An 18,717-nucleotide genomic window follows, 5' to 3' on the forward strand; every position below is an offset into this window, starting at 1 on the left:
AGAATAATACACCCTTTATTTTTCGAGTCAACACTTAATTTTAAACTTTCTTTTGGAAGATTTAAAACCGAAGTTTTATTTTACTCTCTGAGTAGTTCGTGCCTCGCTATGCGTTGGCGTTTCCCGTCTCAGTGGGGTCGCATTATAGGGAGATTCGAGCGGGGGTCAATGTTTTATTTCAGCTTTTTGACAATTAAATGAATTTAGTATGAAAGCTATACAAATAAAGGGCTGCAGAGCTTTTTTTGCCTATTAAACAACCAACATATGAGCAGTTAAACTATCTGCATAGATAAAACTACAATATTAGGTGCTGTTAGGCTAAGCCAACTACATTTTTTAGTTGGCGTTTAATAAAGTATTACGTATGCAGTTAATTAAAAACTATAATTAAAGCCTGCGTAATAGCGTCGCCCTGAATAGCTTGAGTTAAGTAATCGTGCATCTGTATCATCACCTAAACGCGTTACCGATTCCGACTTAGTTAAATTAATAACAGCAGCTGTTAAGCTTAGCCCTTCATACAAATTAACCGATGCATTAACATCAACCTGTTCGTATGGATCTTGATATACATTTAAACCACTATTAAGGCCTAATACTGTCTCTCCTCGTTTGTTATATGAAGCGCGCACATTAAAAGCGTCACCTTCATAATAAACAGAGGTGTTGTACTGATACTTTGCACTGCCTATTAATGCCGACTGACCAAACTCTTCACCATTTACTGTTACATCTGCTTTATTGGTTTTGTTATAGGTGTAGTTTGCATAAAAACCAAAGCCATTATCAAACGCATGCTGGACAAATACTTCCGCGCCTTTAGATACGGCATCGGTACCATTACCTACAGTACTGTACGGAGCTATATTAATGGTTCCTGCATCTACTATATTATTTTTACCGGCAAAGTTTTGCTCTACATCAATTACCAGTGGCACAACAAAGTTATCTACTTTCTTATGAAAAAGTGCCAATCCAACCGCAGAACCCTTTGCATAATAATACTCAATAGATAAGTCAGCCTGTACCGATTCAAATGGCTTTAAGTTTTTATTACCACCACTGCCGCTAAAACCTGGCTGTTCATTAAATGCAGCTCTATCATTTGCCCATTCATCCGATACAAACGTAATACGCTGCTGCGCACCTAAATCGCTATAGTCAGGACGAGATATTACTTTTGCTATTGCCCCACGAATAACTAAATCGTCAGTTGCATCCCACGCTATATTAAAGCTTGGTAGTATTTGAGTGTCTTCGTTTTGCTGAGTGACTAATTGATAGTCTTCTACAAAGCGTGCGTCACCAGTTACTGGCTCGCCTGTTTCGTCATTTGTGTGATCTAATTGATAGGTATATAAGTCAGTAGATGAAGTAAGTGTTTTTGTTTGCACAACACGCACGCCCAAATTACCTCTTACTTCACTAAATTCAAAATCGCCTTGTATATAAAAAGCAGATATCTTCTCTTCAATGTCGTAAACAAAGTTATCTTCAATGCGTGTATAAGGTACATAGTTAGCAGTGACCATATCGCGGTATTTGTCCCAGTCGATACTTGGCATTTGGTTTATATCAAAACCCCCTACTATATTATTCTCACTTGTAAATACATTTTGAGCTAATGGCATTCCACCATTCCACTGGTAGCTATCAAAACGCGTAATACCTTGCTCGCTTGCTTCGCCTGCAGCTATATCAAAATTAGGATCTAAAAAGAAGGTATTGCCAGTTTCACGATGAAGCGTGGAGTTACGATATTTGACACCGGTTCTAATTGTTTTTAAAAAGCCCCAATCAACATAAAGATCCACATCAGCTTGGTAATAATCTTCTTCTAACTCACTGCGTACAAAACTTGAGTTTGAAGAGCCCGCATCACGACCGCCTCCAATTCCACTTTGCAAGTTAGCTAGTGTATTAGGGTCAATATTAAGTGATACATTATTTTGGTTGAGTGACCAGCCTGCCGTTTGAGCAGCATTTTGAATAGCAGTGGCGTTTTCGCCCGCGTTTGAACTTTTATATGCAGCTTCCCAGCTTTCTTCCGGCCCCCCTTCTGATTTTGTATTACCCACAACAAAACGCGCTTTAAAATTATCGCCTTCATAAGTTAAATTAAAATCAAAGGTATCGGAGGTGGATTCTTCACGTACATAACTGCCGCGCATCCACGGAAACTGCATATCACTTTCAATACCGCTTGCCATCGCATCGTATTGCATACCTGTAACAATACTTCCCGACTCATCAAGATTTACATCAGTTAAAAAATCAGAATTTAAAGACCACTCAGGTATATCAATCACAGATTCAGTTCTGTCTTGGCCGAGTGTAAAGCCAAAGTAATTAAATCCAAGCTCTAAACGATTTGTTGGTCGCCACTGTGTACTAACTTGAATTCCTTCGCGCTCACGTTTTTCGTTAAGAACTGAGCCTCGCACAACTTGTGGAAACCAAACGCCATCGTAACTGTTGCCGTTTGCATCATTAATAGTATCCCAACCATTATTGTTATTAACTGCGTTACCGTTTATATCTGTAGGTTGTCCACCGCCAGTGTAGCGCCATACATTTGCATCAGTTCCTCCCGAAAGTGTCCTGTTTGTGCGTTCCTGATACGTATAGCCAACTAATACACCAAAGTCTTCGTCGTCGTTTTTCCATGAATATAAACCCGTAAACTGTGGTTCGTACTCTTTTGTAACATCAGCGTAAGTACTCTCTACATTAAATACACCCGAGTTTGCATCCATACTCAAAGGCTTTCGGCTATGCATTAATACAGTACCACCAACCCCTCCTTCATCTAAGCGTGCCTCTGGCGATTTATAAACCTCTACACTTTCAATCATCGAAGACGGTAACAAAGCATAATCAAATGAACGGGAAGGTTCACCCGGGGAAGACGCAATAAAATTACCATTAAGCTGTGTAAAAGTAAGTTCTGACGATAAACCACGAATACTGACTGATGAACCTTCCCCGCCGTCACGCTCAATTACCACACCAGGTACACGTTGAAGAGAGTCCGCAACGTTTTTATCAGGGAATTTTCCAATGTCTTCCGCGGTAATTGCATCAACCACAGAGCCAGACATACGTTTTACATCTAAGTTTTCGGCCATGCTTGAACGGATACCACGTACTTCTATTACTTCTATATCTTTTTTTATTTTTGCTTCCTCGGTTATTTCTGCACTAAATGCATTGGCGCAACCTATCGCCGATAAAATAGAAAGACACAATGTTGATTTTGAAAGTTTAGACGAAGCGTGTACTGAGTTATTATTATAGCTAAGTGCTGTCATAGGAAGTGCTATTCCGTTTAAAGCTGCTTATGTTGATTCAAGCAAGTTAGTTAATCATTCTGCAGCAATCAAATTGACGCAAAGAAAAAAATTTTGCTAATTTTATACAACCAAACTTAATCTTTTATTAACGAGAGCTTAAAATTAGATGAGCTGCTTTCAGGCAACAGTGAATAAAAAGCTCATGTAGACAGCACCTTTAATACCTAAGCTAATATTTATTTTTAAGGTGTATTAGGTAGATTTTCAAAGAATATAGACTAAAGTTATTTAAAGAACTTTATAACTATAAAAAACACTTAACGCAACCCTAAAGAATTAGCTGGTGACAGAGGGAGATATTTACTTTTAATTATCGTATAAATCTAGTCATATGCTAAAACACCACTAAATATAACTGGTTTATATATCGTTGTTTATTCAATATTTTGTATTTTAATACTCGCTTGGATGAATATTCCTAATAAATTAACCTTGAATAGGAGCTTATTTATGAAAAGTAATATTAAATTAATCATTGCTGTATGTTTTATTATTTGGTTTATCAATGACAGCAACGCCCACAGTGCAAAATCTAACTTTGATCTAGATGACAATGGCTTATATGATGACTACGAACGTAAATTGTTACTTGATTTTCTTGGGGGAAAATATCCAGAAATCAACGCTAATTACGACACTAATGATGATGGTAAGGTAACAGTACTAGAGCAAACCACTGGTCGACTTCCATTATCGCTGCGTATTCCCAAACGCGCAATTGATAGCACAACCAAAGTTCCTTGGGCTTTAAACCTTTTTCCTGAGTGGCTTATGTCTGCTTATTTTCAAGAAGACACTGTAATAGGTAATGTAATAAATCATTCTTCTCGCGGAACTATTATAGCTAATGCAACACAAGCAAATCTCTCCCTTCAACCAGCCAAAACAAGAAAAAATAATGGTATTGAATTTACGGAGAATTCTGGGCAATATTTAATAATGCCTGGTCAGCGCGATGCTAGATGGAATTACAGATGGATGCTTTTTACTTTTAGGATCGATGCTAATACAGGTAATAATTCTGAAACGGTTTTATTAGATATTAACCATGGTAAAGGTTCAAATAAGTCATCTCCTAAAATCTGGTATAACAAAACAAACGGTCTAAGTATTCAGTATGTCGGTCTAAATAATAATGGTCTTGATAAACGAATTATGACCACTAAAAATGGCGTGGTCGCAGATGGTAAAACATGGAATGTTATTGTTGCCGGGATCCGCTATGGTCAGATGTTCGCCTCCGTAAATGGTACATTAATATCTAGTGAAACAGTCCAACCAGATCGCTTTTCAGGCGAGTGGATTAGTAATACTTCCTCATACATTGGCGATAAAGATATTGGTAATATGGCTTGGGCATATGATTCATTAGTATTTGGTTTAACTGAACCAACAGAAGCTATGGTTCAAAAAATGACTGGCTGGGCTGCTTATCGTCTTAGTACTAATAAAGCGTTATTTAGTAATGGAATATCTTCAATTGATCTGCCAAACAAGCATCCATATAAAAATATTAGACCTGTAATGGATGCTGAAGACTTCCCTTATCGTTATATTCATAATGAAAAAGAATGGACGGCTTGGGGGAGCTCTATTAATAGCTCTGAAGTACGCATTAATGGTGGTGGGGAACGTGTATCTACAGACGACTTTGAAAGAGTATTTTATGATGACTTTCGTAATAATCGAGTAAAAGCGAGTTTTAGTGGTGAATCTGACCTTTGGTCTGCACCTGGGTTTAATCCGGCAGTTGGCGCGAGTGCTCAGCTGATGCCTCCTAGTGAAACATTTAATGTTTATCCCCATGATGAAGATGAAAAAAAACAATCTCTTTTGCTACGAAAACAAAACGAAAGATGGAAAGCGAGTGCTTTTTATAGCGTGAATGATCTTGGACATGGATATACTTGGACTGGGCCAAAAATTTTTCGAATTCGTAGTATGCTTCCTAAAATAAACAAAAATGATTTGCCTGGGGGGTTATTTCCAGCATTTTGGTCTTATAATCCTGATTTTTTGTTTTGGCGAACAGCAAACCGCATCGAAGTAGATTGGTTTGAATTCGATGGAAAAAATGGAGCTTGGTTGAACGGGCTTTCTTCTCATTACCACTATGCTCATGTACCAAACATATTTGCAAAAGATGACTCTAGTTATAAAAGTTACAAAGCATATTGGGGAGAACTGACGGAGCAAAAAAGTAAAATTGAAGGTGGTCTTGAATTTTGGGATGGGCAATACCACACCTGGGAATTTGTTATTGATAATGACATGACTTATATAAATGTGACTATTAAAGATGAAGCTGGGAATGAAAAGTGGGTTGAAGTTGGTCGTGTACCAACCGCACCAACTTATCTTGAAAGGCTTGATTTGCAACTTGACTATGCGCTCAGATCTTACGATGGCAATCCGACGAGCGATCAAGAAAGCTTCACCATAGACTCTATTGAAGTACTACAAAAAACATCAAACATAATAAAAATCCCAAAATCCTTTATCAGTAAACCAATTATTACAGGAGAAAAAGTAGTTGGTGGCACCATAATCTGCCAAGCTAATTTACAAGATATTACAGATATTCGTTATTATTGGTTTGCTGATGGTTATCCGTTAACATACACCGCAACTAATACCTACGATATTACGAGTGAAGAATCTGGGAAAGAAATTCGCTGTATGGTAAAAGCGGTTGGCGCACTTAACATGCCAGAAGCTTGGACTGAGAAAGTAGCTATAGCAGAATAATGTAGATGGTGTATGGGTTATAACGGAGCTTGTATATTTACTTACACAAAATAAACAGCTATTAACTGCGTAATTTAAAATCTACATAGCTCCTTCAGTAAAATTTAACCATTAAAGAACTGCTATTCTTTAATGGTTAAATTTTTCAAACTGGGGATAATTTAATCTCTGTAAAAAGTAGAAATCGCCCCAAAAAAGTTTATACCGCAGCTATTCAGTATTTATATAGTTATAATTTTCTGATCATTTGTTTAAAGCACATATCCACGCTTAGCATCCTTAGTATTGTGCAAAAAAAGTACTTTACTGGAAATTAACTTATATGAGGTCAACAACCAACGAACTTTATACTACTTCTCTAATTTATTAATAACATCAGAGAGTTCTAAGAGTGTAGGCTTTCCACCATAATAATTGGTATCTATATGATAGCTATTACCCACCCAGAAAGGTGCTTTAGTTGAGTTATGTCCATGTATTGAAAAGTCGACTCCATGACTTTTAACTACCTTATTTTGTTTAACCACTTCGCGATCCCACAATAAAGATTGCACAATCACCGATTTATCATCAGGGTAATTTTCCCAATCCCACGATTGTGCAAATGTATGAGACAACCCAACTTTATAACCGCGATATTCAAGTACTATTGAAAGAGGTTTAGTTAGTAACTCATCGCACATAACATTGAGCTTTTCACTCGATACCGACTTGTGCCAATTGCCACCATTGTCAGTCCATAATTTAAAAGCCGCTTTATCATTACTTAATAATGATTCCAACATTAAATGCTCATGATTACCTAATATCATACATGCCCTAATGGCTTGTAAGTGTGTAAATAAGTCATATGTTTTATCCCCGCGATCAACAAAGTCGCCTAGGCAAAACAAAGTATCTCTTTCAGGGTTAAAATTTACGTTATTAAGTGCGTTTTTTAAGGCAGGTAAATCACCATCAAGATCGCCAATTACAAATACTCGGCACTCATCATTAATAAATATTGCTTGTTTTGAAGATACAGCCTGAATAGCGTTAATACCTATATGCAAAATAGACTCCTATAGAATGCAATCTAAAACTTAGATTAATACTTGAGTTTATAAAGCCTTAAGGTAACACAATATAATTGATAATTAATGAAGGTAATAAAATTTGATTGAAACTAAAAATGCATGACGGCGGACTTTAGCTACAAGCTAAATAAGTAATGTAGATAGTTTTTAGCCGATAGTAAAAAGCGGCTTAGCAAAATACCTGAACAAGTTATAAGTTCGTTAGCAGCACAAACTTATCAGCCAGCTCACCTAAACTTTCACGCTTATTAGGATCGGGCTTTATACAGTCAATAGGGCATACACTTACACAAGTAGGTTTATCATAATGCCCTACACACTCAGTACATTTATTAGCATCTATTTGGTATATCTTCGCGCCCATATAAATAGCCTCATTAGGGCACTCTGGGTCACACATATCGCAGTTAATGCATTTACTATTTATGAGTAGAGCCACTGTTTAGCCTTTTCAATTAATATCATTATAAAACAAAAAGATAGAGTTAAACTAAATGTTTTTTGACTACTTTTGATACAAGTCCAGTTCAATAATAAACCTTTATTTTTCTTTAAATCGTAGCACACATTCGTAACACACCATTTTATTTTTAGGTGTAAATTGCAGCCACGAATTATGCCTATTTTTCTCTGTTGCTTTGTTGATCTCAATCAATAAAAATCGCCGCAAGGCCTTTATTTATATAGGTTATTACAAAGTGAAGCACTCTTTATCAACGCTTACCAAAGTTCAATACACGAAAGCTAAACTAGAATGGAACCAGCTCAAACCTCCATTTTCTATGCAGCACATAAATCGGTGTGCTACGCTGGCTCAAAATATCATATTTTTTGAAGAAAAAAGTGCAGATAAACAAGGCCTTAGACCTAGTCGGACTAAAAGATTATCGAAATACGAAGCACAACACCATATTCGACTAATTTTCACCAAGTCTGGCACCGCTATTTTCTACTCTAACTTCCCAAAATCATCTGGTATAGCGAATACCAAGTTAGGTGAAGCACCTGAATTAACAATAGCAAAAGCGCGTAAGCTCACTGAACAAATGAAATATGGCGTTTTAAATAATCATAATATTAAAACTGTGTTTGATGAATATGAACAAAGCTTAATAGAGCGCCATAATACCGCACCTACCAAATTTGCAGCTTCATCGCTCAGAACATATCAATGCAGAATAAAAAAGCTTAGGCATCACTTTCCGCTTAAGAGAGCGTTCCAATCTCTTACAGCTGGAGAGTTAGAAAAGATTGTTGATATAATTATCAAAGCAGAGTCCAATAACCAAGCAATCGAGCTGTTTGCACAAATTAGAAGAGTATGGCGATTTGCTAAAAACAAATTTAACTCAGGTAAAAACCCAGCTGCTGATATCGATGATTTTTACGTATCTGACCGTGTAGAAAGCCCCCGTCCTTGCCAAGTTTATACAGACTTAGATTCGATAGCTGAATTATGGATAAACCTCGCATCGGCCCCAAATGTACATCAAAAAAATGCTGCGCGATTTATGATTTTGACAGGCATACGCCCTATTAATATTCCACAAATGAAGTGGGAGTGGCTCAATAGTATCGACTTTCCAACCTTAATTACCTTTCCGGCATCTGTTGTTGGGGTTCGTGGAGAAATGAAAAACCAAAAAGAATATAAGCTACCATTAACCAAGGCCATGCGCGCCATTATTTTAGAGCAGAGAGCCTGGATGGAAAATGCATTACCCAACTGTAACCCTGATCATATATTTCTTCAGCCTCGCGATCTTAACAAACCATTTGCTAAAAGGTCGCTGGATAAGATCATTAAAGATTATTCACCTGTTGATGCAGTAAAAGGAGATAAAAGAAATATTGTAATGAAAGGATCTGCAGGTGCATTTTGCACAATGTGCCGAAGCTTTTTTAAATCCAACGCAAAAGCGATTATGGTTGCCAACGGCTATCATTTTAAGCACGCAGAAGAACTCACCAGACTCGCGCTTCATCACCTCAGAAAAGAGGACGATCCAAACGGCTTGAATTATGATAAATCTGAAGAGCTATTTGGCACTTCAACAAAGCTAAAATTTAATGTATTCAAAATTCATGAAGCCAGTATTTTAAAAAGAGCGAAAGAACTCGAAAGCCAACAACTCAGACTTACAGGTATGCAAAGTAAACAAGCTAAAAACCTTAAAGAAAACAACCAAAAGAAAGCCCTTAGAGATAGGATTAAAGATCATCTAGTTTATAAACGAGGTTATGTAAACTTCATTAATCAGCCTCTTGGTGATTCGGGCAGAGTAGCAAAAGATTTGATCTTAACCGAAGAAGGAAGAGCTGTTGTTGAGAGGTATTTAACTGACCAAGAAGCTAAAGCAAAAAATAATTAAAAAAAGTTTAATTTCGACTTACCAAAGTTTTTGTAAAAAAAATTAAATTCATATCATTGCCTTATTAGAGCGATACCTCATCAGTTATTTGATGATTTTAACTTTTTAAGGCTTATATATTAATGGCAACATCAGTATTAAATTCAATAAAACCATGTGAGGTCACGATTAAAAGTCGTGACCTTTACATGGCTGAATTTAATGCATTTAGGCCACCGTATAATGACGAGTCAATGGAAGAGCTAGCAAGCCTTGCGACTATTATATTAGCGCAGGACAAAGGTAGAAGGCTTTCAAAGTACCAGCTCAAAGATCAAATAAGAATTGTATTCCAGCATGATGGCATTATTAAATTTTTTACTCATTTAAAAAAAGAACATGGCATAAAAAACACAAAGATTGGTGATTCTAATAATATGAGTTTTTCAGCAGCAAAATTAAAAGCGGCCGAAATATACAAAAAGAACACCTCTAATTACACATTCGAATTTGTAGTGAGTAAACAAATAGAAAACTTACAGGCAATTAATAAACATAGCCCTAGCAACTTAGCTGAAACCACAGTAACAACATACACCTCTTACCTTAATGCAATTCAAAATGCCTTTGGTAAAAATACGTTATTTCAAACTATTACGCCTAAGATAATAGAAGCAACGCTTGACCAACTGCTAACAGAGAAAAGTGGTCCGCATGTGGCTAAGTTATTCGAGCAGATGAAAAAGCTGTGGGTGTTCGCAAAAAATAAATATAATAACGGCACTAATCCATTCCTAGAGATAGACAATAATTATATATCTTCTCGAACGGCGAAGCCTATTCCTTGTAAGGCATATACTGATATATCTCTAATTTCTCAGCTATACATAGGCCTAAAAGCGGCTAAAAATAATACATTAATAAATGCCGTACTACTGATGATGTTTACTGGGCTAAGGCCCATAAATATTTGTAATCTGCGTCTGTCGTATATAGATGATTTAAATAATCCTAAATTTTTAACGTTTCCTGAAACAACCCATACCACTCGCGGTGCTATGAAAAACCAAAAAGAGTTTAAAATACAACTCACACCCGAGATGAAAAAAGCGATACAACAAGAATTAAAATTAAACCCAGACAGAAACCGCACCTATTTATTCTGCAAGGTTAAAAACGGCTCAAACCCCATAAGTAAAGAGAGTTTAAACCGAGCTCTTAAATATCATGCACCAAAAAACATGGTGGCGGCCCCGCGAGATAACATAAATATAAAAGGCTCAGCCGGCGCATTTCCAACACTGCTTCGCAGCTTCTTAAAATCGCATATGAAAGAAGTGCTAACTAAAAAAATTGGGTCATCAACAATTGCTGAAATTGAGTCTAAAAAAATGCTTCATCACTCTGTTTCAGAGCACGATCCGATGAGTAAACATTATGACCACTCGAATAAAATATATAACACTGATATTAAAGCACTTTATAAAAACTTTTCCCTATTTGAGAAGGAAATACTTAAAGAAGTAAAAATACAGGCTAAGTTAAAAAACAAAACGGCTAAAAAATCATTTTTAAAATTTGATTATTCAAATAAATTTGTCGCTAACGTCAAAAGCACAGTAAGTGCTTATTCCACTATCTGGAGTAATATAGTTCAGCTACCCCAAAAGCTTAAAAAGAGCCGTCCTTTGCAAATATTAGAGTAGCGCTTACATATTGCTATACAGCGTTGTCGTTATTTACAAATCTATAAAGAGCTTTTACTAGGTGGTGCAGATTGATTTCTTATAAAAGCAGGAATATCAAAAATATCAGATGCTTTTGGTTTAGTGGCGACTACTTTAGAGTTTGACTCAATTCTAGTTTCATCAAGTATCATTTTTGAACTCGCGCCCGTAGCAATAACCAGTAGCTCATAATTGGTTGTTAAGTTTTCAATTTTTGAAACACCACAAATAACCAATGCGTTTGGGCTTACCTGCTGACGCACAGTATCAGTAATAAGGTTATAGCTACCCAGTGAGATTTCATCTTTGCAATTTACTTGTATTATCACGCCAGTACTTGATGACATATCTACCTGATTAACCAGTGGGTTATTGAGTGCACTATCAAGTGCAGTAGTGAGCTCGCTCTCATCATTACACTTGCCTACGCCAAGTACAGCATCGCCTTGGCAATCCATAATTTTCGCAAAATCATTTAAATCAACGTTTATTAAGCCTTGATAGCAAAGCATGTCGATGAGTGATTTTATCAGTGAGTGGAGTATTTGGTTTGAATGTTTAAACGCATCGAATAATCCTATATCGTTACCAAGCACCTCAATCAGTTGATCGTTTGGGAGAGTAATAACCGCATTAGCATGCTCTTTAAGCTCATTTAAACCTGCTTGCGCTATATTATTTCTAAACTGCCCTTCACTACTAAATGGTAATGTAGCAACAAATATAATGGGCTTACCTTGCTCACTAGCAAGTTGTGCAATATACGGGCTAGCGCCAGTCCCAGTACCGCCCCCCAACCCTGTTGCACACAGAATTATATCGCAGCCATTAATAAGCGTTAAAAGCTGCTCTTTACTCTCTTCTGCCGCTTGTAGTCCAACTTTAGGGTCGGCTCCTGCACCATAACCATGAGTTAGCTCAGCACCTATTAGTACTGCTTCATCACTCTGTGTATGTTCAAGTACCACTTTGTCGGTATTAACGCTGTACAAGTGCGCCTGCTCAGACTCGCGTTGTTCAAAAATACTGTTAAGCGAATTACAGCCACACCCACCAATGCCAAATACACCGATTGATAAACCATCATTTTGTTGAATTAATTGAAACATAATCACTCCTTAACTTTTAAAGGAGCATAACAAATAGGTGCGTCAATTTTTGACGCACCCAAACTAGTTAGAGTTATTTATAAATATTTGCGGCCAGTTTAAGCTTTGTAGTGATTCTTTGGCGCAGCTTTTCAGGTTTAACAACCTCGAGCCAATGGGCACATTTAAATAGCTCATCGGTCAATTGCTCGCTATCAATAGTTTGGTAGGTAAATAATACGTTTTTATCGTCAATCTGTTGCTTGTCAATCAGCTCGCCAAGCTCAATAAACCCTTGATTAACTGCAGAGTGGCTAGGCACTTTTACAATTAACTCGATCGCTTCTTGCTTCATGTCTTTATTAATCGCACTGCGCAGCGACTTTAACTGCTCATTGCTTGGCTCACGTCGTGTTTTTTGCAAAATGTGTACATTACGAATGCGGTAAACCGGCATCTGGTAGCATTTATCGTGAAACTCCCCCACCATAAACTGCGCCATCAACACTCCGCCTTGCTCAACTAAGTTATAAAAACTCAATTCAGCAAACTTTAACCAATGTGCCTCATCGTAAAGTACTCTATAAAGCTCAGCGCTCACTGCACGCTTATGCTTAATTGCATGCTCAATTTTCTCAACTAACTGAGTATCAATATTCACTTTTAACGACGACTTTGGAAGGGTTGAAAACCACTCAGGCACATGACCATTAAAGCGTTTAAATGCCTGCTCTGCTTTAATATGCACTGAGCATTTAACATCACTGGGGACTGATTGCGGCAGTAACTGCTCCAGCAACAAATAGTGTTCAGCCATTTCACTGCTCATTACTTTTGCGTTACCACCTCGCCACTGTGAATTAATAGACCAACCATATGGTTTACTGCGCGTATCTTTTTCAAGACCAAAGCAACCTTGGTCGTAAAGTGATTGTAGGTCTCGCTGGAGCATACGGCTGGAGAGATCCAACCCACTTTTCGACAAAGCAATTTGTAGTTCACTCACTGAAGTACTTTTAGGACTAGAAGGGATATAATCTAAAATTGAATTATGTCGGGCAGTCTTCATAGTTTACATTTCATGCAGCTTTGATTAAAAGTATAAAGCCTTGGATTAACTTTGATTATTTAGTAATAACAAGACTGTTTGCAGCAATATGAAACCAACTAAGAACAATTACAAGCTCCATAGTTGAAAGCTAAGGCTGTTGAAGTATATTTGTCACAGTTTCCTTTTTCGACTCGAGTTTATAGCTTTAACCAAGTTTTTACCTGGTACCACGCGCGCTTTATATTCCTTTTCCTTAGGCAATGCTAGACCATATTTAGTTGCTAAATTAATAGCTAACTCATAACCACAATCAGCAGACTTAATAACCCAGCCTTCTCCATCACGCTTTAAAGCAGGGGGGTTTTTAGGGTTATTAATAATATTCATTCCTAAGAGGTACATTGCTTCTGGATTTCCTTTATTAGCGGATTTATGTAAATAAGTTTCATATACGTGCTTATTTCCGTCCAATAAAGCATTTTTAGCTATAGCTAAATCACGATAGCTCTTTTTAACTAAAGGTGATACCCCTGAGTACTTTTCAGTTTTCTCCTCTTCATTCCAGAACCTTTCATTCCACTCAATTAAACGACTTTGTCGCTTCATCAAGCTTTCTTCAGATGGTTTTGCCATACCGTATTGATGATCGTATTTACCAATACTCTTTGGTAACCCTAAGAAGTGAGTAATGTTTGAATTAGGAGTAATGTTTAATTTGGTCCTGAGTAACTTTTCAAATGCGAACTGCCATAAGTACTCGTGATCATGTACATACCCATAAGTCATGTTACGAATATCTTTTAAAGATAAGTTCTTATTTTCTAATAGCCTTGCAATATTTCGCTGAGAACGCTCAAAAACTCTAATTTCACTAGCTTGTCCTCGTAAAATTTCTACAATGATGTGCTCACCAATTTCAAAAATGCATGCTTCCGAATTTTCATTCGGCTCATCAGGTAGTATTATTAAATTTCGAGAATTAACAACTAGCCCTTCACTAATTACTTGATATGTATGCTTAGGCAAAAGTATTTTGATTTGATTAAATTTTTGACTATAGTTTTTCCAAAATACAGAACGAGCTCTTAATTGATTACTTTGGGTATCATCAATATTAAGGGCTGAGCTATTGATATCCTTGCTAAGTAACTTAACCAGTAATTCAAACAAGAAATAATTACTTATTTCATATTTTTCCTCTAACACCTTTCGCGAGGCAGGTTCTAATTCATACCAGAGGCTTTGATCTTCACTTGGTAAGCAATTCTCTTTTATCCATGTATCTAATATATTAGAAAACTGAATGTGGCTTTGGACCAGTTCATTGATTACAGATAACAGTTCAAATCGAGTTAATGGCGAAAATGAAGAAATTAACCATTCAGAACTAATAGTATCGAGTGCTTTAGGTAAACTATTAATAAGATTATTAATTAAACCTTTTCTTGTTGCGTTAGGTTTCGCAAGTTTAAGTTTGTTAATAAAACATAACGTTTGACTATTATTAGCCAACGCAAGCTTATTGCACGAAATATAGTCTGCTTTATAAATATTTGTAAGCCACTCAACTCTTCGATGATGTCTTTCATGTAGAAATGGCTTCACGATCGATAAAGTATCAAGTAATAACACAGGGTAAGATTTACGTTCTTTTTCAATGAACTGACTGGCTAAAAAGAAAGCCATATTTGCTACTACATCATAATTATTTATACACTTCCAAAGTAATATGCTTATTTCTTGCTTTTCCAGTTCATCATCAATATAAATATCATTACAAAAAAGCATTAACCATTCACTTAATGTAATAGCATCTGCCATATCGTTTTTGATAACGTTTATTATTTGAGTATATGTTAGAGGGGGAAAGTTAGGCTCTATATTTGATACGTTGCTCTTTTCAAGACTTGAACTAGCGGGTATATTTTTCAAGCTATTTTCATTAGGTATGGTAGGTGCCCTAAATTTAATACCGCTACTCAACATTTTTTAGACCACTCTGCTCAAATGACCCTAATAACTCCTGACCTTTAAACTGGAACCTAAACATTACTTTTCTATCAGCAGCATTATCAGAGTTTTTATCTGCATCAAGCGGCCCTCTACCAGCTAGTAATGTTTTGTCAAAAAACTCCTGCTTCTTATCAAAATCCATATTATAAATATAATATGAAACACTATTAGCTCTCTTTACACTCAACTCCATATTGTAGCTAAATCCACCTTCGCGGCTTGAATGCCCCTCTACAATAATTCGAGAAACTTCCTCAGCTATATCTTCACTTTGAAAAACTACATTACTGTATATAGGAATAAACTTATCTAAAAATGTTTTGCCGCTATCTTTTAACGTATAGTCACCTTGCTCAAAAAGGACGGAGTCTAATATTGAAATATCACCAGTTACAGGATCTGCCTCCACCTCAATATTTGCTTCATTCAGTGCCTTATTAATTCCTTGAATAATTAGGATGCGCTTATTCTTACTGCTCTCTTGAGACTCTGATATTTGCACAAGTGCGCTTATTAATAATAATGCAAATATCATCAACAAAGCAGACATTAAATCACCTATGGATAACCATGCACCACTGTCATCTATTTCATCAATATGTTGAGTACGTACAGAAGAAAGCATATTAAGCCTCACTCTCTGAAACTGATTTCTCTAGAACTTTAGCTTCAATTAAAAAATCTGCGGCTTGAGCTAATCGATTATGTATTTTACTAGCAGCCTCATCAAACCCTTTAAAATAAAGCTCTGTACTTTGGTTTGCTTGCTCATAATACTTATGCATAGCTTTTGGTAAACCTTCAGTTATTTCTTTAAATACAGCACTTGCTTCTGTGTATTGCTTTTTAAGATCTCCTACTTGAATACCCGTGTTTCTTGCTATATCTTCAAGCTGAGAGAATGTAGATGACTCAGTGAGTCCAATAGCTTTTACCAGTCTTTCAATCGTAACAACACTGCTCTGTAAATGTTGATATTGTGCAGTAAGCTCTTGTAGTAAATTGTGACGGGTTTGATACTCTTGCTCAAACACACCTTTAAACCTATCTACCACTTCTATTAAGTTGTTACGTTGCTTACCGAGTGTATCCTCTAGCAGGTTATTTTGTTGATTAAAGAAATCATTTAAATTTTCTTGATACTGAGATCTAAATGACTCAAGTTCACTTTGAACTGTCCTAGACATATTGAGAACTTTTGTATCTATATCACCCAAACCTATTTGTAATTGCTCTCGAGCGTTATTCATTAGTAGGCTAGCACTTTCACCTGTTTGACTAATAACCTTTGTTTGTTCTTCAAACGAAGCATTTGTTTTATCTAATAATGCCCCTAATCTATTTTCAATTTCTAGATATAGTTTAGCTTCCTGTTCTGTCCTAGAGTCTAACGTTGCTTCTAAATTTTCACCCATTTTTTCAAATGCATCTGCCGCTTTTTCAGTACTACTATCAAATGCAGCCCTTTGCTCTTGCATACCAGTAACCGCAATTTGAAGTACTGAATCTATTTGATGGGTAACTTCAGACACTGCTTTTGACTGTGCTGCAAACGAATCACTTGTTTTATCTAATAAACTTTCTAATCTAAGTTCAAAATTTTGGTATAGGCTACTTTCTTTCTCAGCCCTTGTATCCAGTGCGCTTTCTAAATCAATGCTCATCTTCTCAAAAGCCCCTGCTGCTTTCTCACTGCTACTGTTGAAAGCAGCTCTTTGTTCCTCCATACCTTTAACCGCAACAGATAATATTGAATCAACTTGGGTCGTTATTTCTGTCATGGCAACCTGAGTTTCAGATTTAAATGATGACAAAACATCTTTTAGAGACAGTGCAAATTCTTGAAGTTTTTCCATTGTATTTTGATTAAAAGTATCAATTGTGGAAACAGTATTAGCTACTTCTGCCAAGGTTTTTTCAACATTTGTATTTAGTTGCTGATTAATTTCATTACTTTGTTTAACGGTATTTGCTGTATCGCGAAGCTGCTCTGTAACTGGCCTAATAAGCTTCGATTCCATTTCATTTATCAGGGATTCAACCAACTGCTTATGATTTAATTCATTGTCAGTTTTCAAAGTTTTCAATTCTTTAGTTAAATCGTTAAACACCGGCGCTATATTCTCTACCAATGAGTTATTAACTGCAGAAGATATTTTTTCAGAAATGACATTTCCATTAAACGACTCAGCTAATTGGTTAAACTGCGTTAATTGCATGGACATATTTTCATTTAACTTATTAAAAGCGCTACTTAAATCAACTTGTCCGCCAGTATTAGTATTGCTTGCGATCTCATGTAAAACATCTAAAGGAGTGGCTTCCAAGCAATTTTTCGAAAGGAAATGAGCTACATTTTTACGAGCTTTATTTGTACTTGATATGCACCATTTAAGTATTACGATCATGAAAGCTGATGTAACAAGACCAGCTAACGAAGTCGCAAAAGCAGTTTTCATACCTGTAAGTAAAACAGCAGCAGAATGGAGTAAGGCTGTAGAGTCGTTACCTACATTCCCTAAATCAAAATCTGAGAGACCTATGGTAATGCCTAAAAAAGTACCTGCAACACCTATGCTTGTAAGGAGTGCTGGTATTGTTTTATTAGACGAGTCATAGTAATCACCTGCAATATGGTTTAGTGGTACATTCGTAATCAATAAATTATTACGTTCTAATAATCTGCCTTTCTCACTTACAAAGCAGTTTTTCAACCATGATTCATTATCAAAGCCTTTTGAGTTTACTAACCTTCTCAACTCTTCAAGCTTACTATTTTGGTTCTTAATGTAATTATTACTTTTAATCACTTCGGATACGGCTACATAAAGAAAAAGAAAAATTATGCAGGCGCTAAAAATTGCCGTTAGTGGGTCTTGAATAAAGAGCGAAAAAAAGCTCATATTTTATACTTCCTTATTAAAATATTTGTTTAACTCTTGGTTTGTAAATAATGATTCAGCCAACCTTTTAGGAATATGCTCTGCATCACTTTTAAGGCCGATACTTGTTTGAACTGGCTTAATCAGCCTAACACTGTAGAGAGCTTCATCGTGCATATTAGAATCTGTTGCTAAAGCCAAAAAGCTAGCCTCAGGATAAAGCCTGAGTAAATTAGCTTGCCAAGAAGATTTTTGCTCTCTTAGCGATATAGTGATTGGGCTACCTTTACCAAAATCATCCCGAGCCAGTTTCCATGCATGGTTAATAGCAATAATACGCTCAATAATTTGTTCGAACTTCATAGATCAACCCCCTTTTTAAAAGAGGGCTCCTTCTTAAACCAAAATAACTGTCAAAGTAATTC

General features: G+C 36.3%; 12 protein-coding genes. 3 read left to right on the forward strand and 9 right to left on the reverse strand.

The features are described 5' to 3' along the window. Positions 1–377: 377 nt before the first annotated feature. Positions 378–3,314, reverse strand: coding sequence for a TonB-dependent receptor (locus P20429_RS03715; RefSeq protein ID WP_007585870.1), 2,937 nt, complete (start codon positions 3,312–3,314; stop codon positions 378–380). A 492-nt stretch (positions 3,315–3,806) separates the two neighbouring features. On the opposite strand from P20429_RS03715, the gene P20429_RS03710 reads away from it, so the two are divergent. Further along, a complete protein-coding gene (locus P20429_RS03710) occupies positions 3,807–6,104 on the forward strand; it encodes a hypothetical protein (protein WP_007585872.1) in 2,298 nt (765 codons plus the stop codon). 350 nt (positions 6,105–6,454) lie between these two features. Here the strand turns inward: P20429_RS03710 and P20429_RS03705 are convergent, their stop codons facing one another. Then, positions 6,455–7,156, reverse strand: coding sequence for a metallophosphoesterase (locus tag P20429_RS03705; protein ID WP_007585874.1), 702 nt, complete (start codon positions 7,154–7,156; stop codon positions 6,455–6,457). A gap of 214 nt (positions 7,157–7,370) precedes the next feature. Continuing rightward, positions 7,371–7,619 (reverse strand): YfhL family 4Fe-4S dicluster ferredoxin, encoded by a 249-nt coding sequence (locus tag P20429_RS19845; RefSeq protein WP_033027073.1) that lies wholly within the window; start codon positions 7,617–7,619, stop codon positions 7,371–7,373. A gap of 259 nt (positions 7,620–7,878) precedes the next feature. Here P20429_RS19845 and P20429_RS03700 point away from each other — a divergent pair, with 259 nt between their 5' ends. Together P20429_RS03700 and P20429_RS03695 are read left to right on the forward strand one after the other, a co-directional pair. Beyond that, the gene (locus P20429_RS03700; protein WP_007585881.1) at positions 7,879–9,552 is read left to right on the forward strand and encodes a hypothetical protein; all 1,674 of its coding nucleotides are present in this window, start codon (positions 7,879–7,881) and stop codon (positions 9,550–9,552) included. 122 nt (positions 9,553–9,674) lie between these two features. Next, the gene (locus P20429_RS03695; protein WP_007585887.1) at positions 9,675–11,237 is read left to right on the forward strand and encodes a tyrosine-type recombinase/integrase; all 1,563 of its coding nucleotides are present in this window, start codon (positions 9,675–9,677) and stop codon (positions 11,235–11,237) included. 41 nt (positions 11,238–11,278) lie between these two features. On the opposite strand, the gene P20429_RS03690 is transcribed toward P20429_RS03695, so the two are convergent. The 6 genes from P20429_RS03690 to P20429_RS03670 all read right to left on the reverse strand — a co-directional run bounded on the left by P20429_RS03690 (position 11,279) and on the right by P20429_RS03670 (position 18,655). Beyond that, entirely contained in the window at positions 11,279–12,367 is a 1,089-nt protein-coding gene (locus P20429_RS03690) for a cell division protein FtsZ (RefSeq protein WP_007585888.1), read from the reverse strand. Positions 12,368–12,440: 73 nt separating this feature from the next. Beyond that, positions 12,441–13,352, reverse strand: coding sequence for a WYL domain-containing protein (locus P20429_RS03685; protein ID WP_237715163.1), 912 nt, complete (start codon positions 13,350–13,352; stop codon positions 12,441–12,443). A gap of 216 nt (positions 13,353–13,568) precedes the next feature. After that, positions 13,569–15,383 carry an EH signature domain-containing protein gene (locus P20429_RS03680; protein ID WP_007585890.1) on the reverse strand — a complete coding sequence of 605 codons (1,815 nt, stop codon included), beginning with the start codon at positions 15,381–15,383 and terminating at the stop codon, positions 13,569–13,571. Further along, positions 15,373–16,035: an OmpA family protein gene (locus P20429_RS03675; RefSeq protein ID WP_007585891.1), complete on the reverse strand. Its 663-nt coding sequence runs from the start codon at positions 16,033–16,035 to the stop codon at positions 15,373–15,375. Before P20429_RS03675 ends, P20429_RS03680 begins: the two co-directional genes overlap by 11 nt. 1 nt (position 16,036) lies before the next feature. Then, the gene (locus tag P20429_RS19850) at positions 16,037–18,313 is read right to left on the reverse strand and encodes a hypothetical protein (protein ID WP_033027075.1); all 2,277 of its coding nucleotides are present in this window, start codon (positions 18,311–18,313) and stop codon (positions 16,037–16,039) included. Between the two features lie 3 nt (positions 18,314–18,316). Next, entirely contained in the window at positions 18,317–18,655 is a 339-nt protein-coding gene (locus P20429_RS03670; protein ID WP_007585896.1) for a hypothetical protein, read from the reverse strand. Between the last annotated feature and the right edge of the window lie 62 nt (positions 18,656–18,717).

Source organism: Pseudoalteromonas sp. BSi20429 (assembly GCF_000238895.1).
In the GTDB taxonomy this organism is placed as follows: Bacteria; Pseudomonadota; Gammaproteobacteria; order Enterobacterales; family Alteromonadaceae; genus Pseudoalteromonas; species Pseudoalteromonas arctica.

Bases quoted from the DNA above. Each gene is read 5' to 3' on its own strand.
- P20429_RS03715 (WP_007585870.1), bottom strand. From the start codon at position 3,314: ATGACAGCACTTAGCTATAATAATAACTCAGTACACGCTTCGTCTAAA.
- P20429_RS03710 (WP_007585872.1), top strand. From the start codon at position 3,807: ATGAAAAGTAATATTAAATTAATCATTGCTGTATGTTTTATTATTTGG.
- P20429_RS03695 (WP_007585887.1), top strand. From the start codon at position 9,675: ATGGCAACATCAGTATTAAATTCAATAAAACCATGTGAGGTCACGATT.
- P20429_RS03690 (WP_007585888.1), bottom strand. From the start codon at position 12,367: ATGTTTCAATTAATTCAACAAAATGATGGTTTATCAATCGGTGTATTT.
- P20429_RS03680 (WP_007585890.1), bottom strand. From the start codon at position 15,383: ATGTTGAGTAGCGGTATTAAATTTAGGGCACCTACCATACCTAATGAA.
- P20429_RS03675 (WP_007585891.1), bottom strand. From the start codon at position 16,035: ATGCTTTCTTCTGTACGTACTCAACATATTGATGAAATAGATGACAGT.
- P20429_RS19850 (WP_033027075.1), bottom strand. From the start codon at position 18,313: ATGAGCTTTTTTTCGCTCTTTATTCAAGACCCACTAACGGCAATTTTT.
- P20429_RS03670 (WP_007585896.1), bottom strand. From the start codon at position 18,655: ATGAAGTTCGAACAAATTATTGAGCGTATTATTGCTATTAACCATGCA.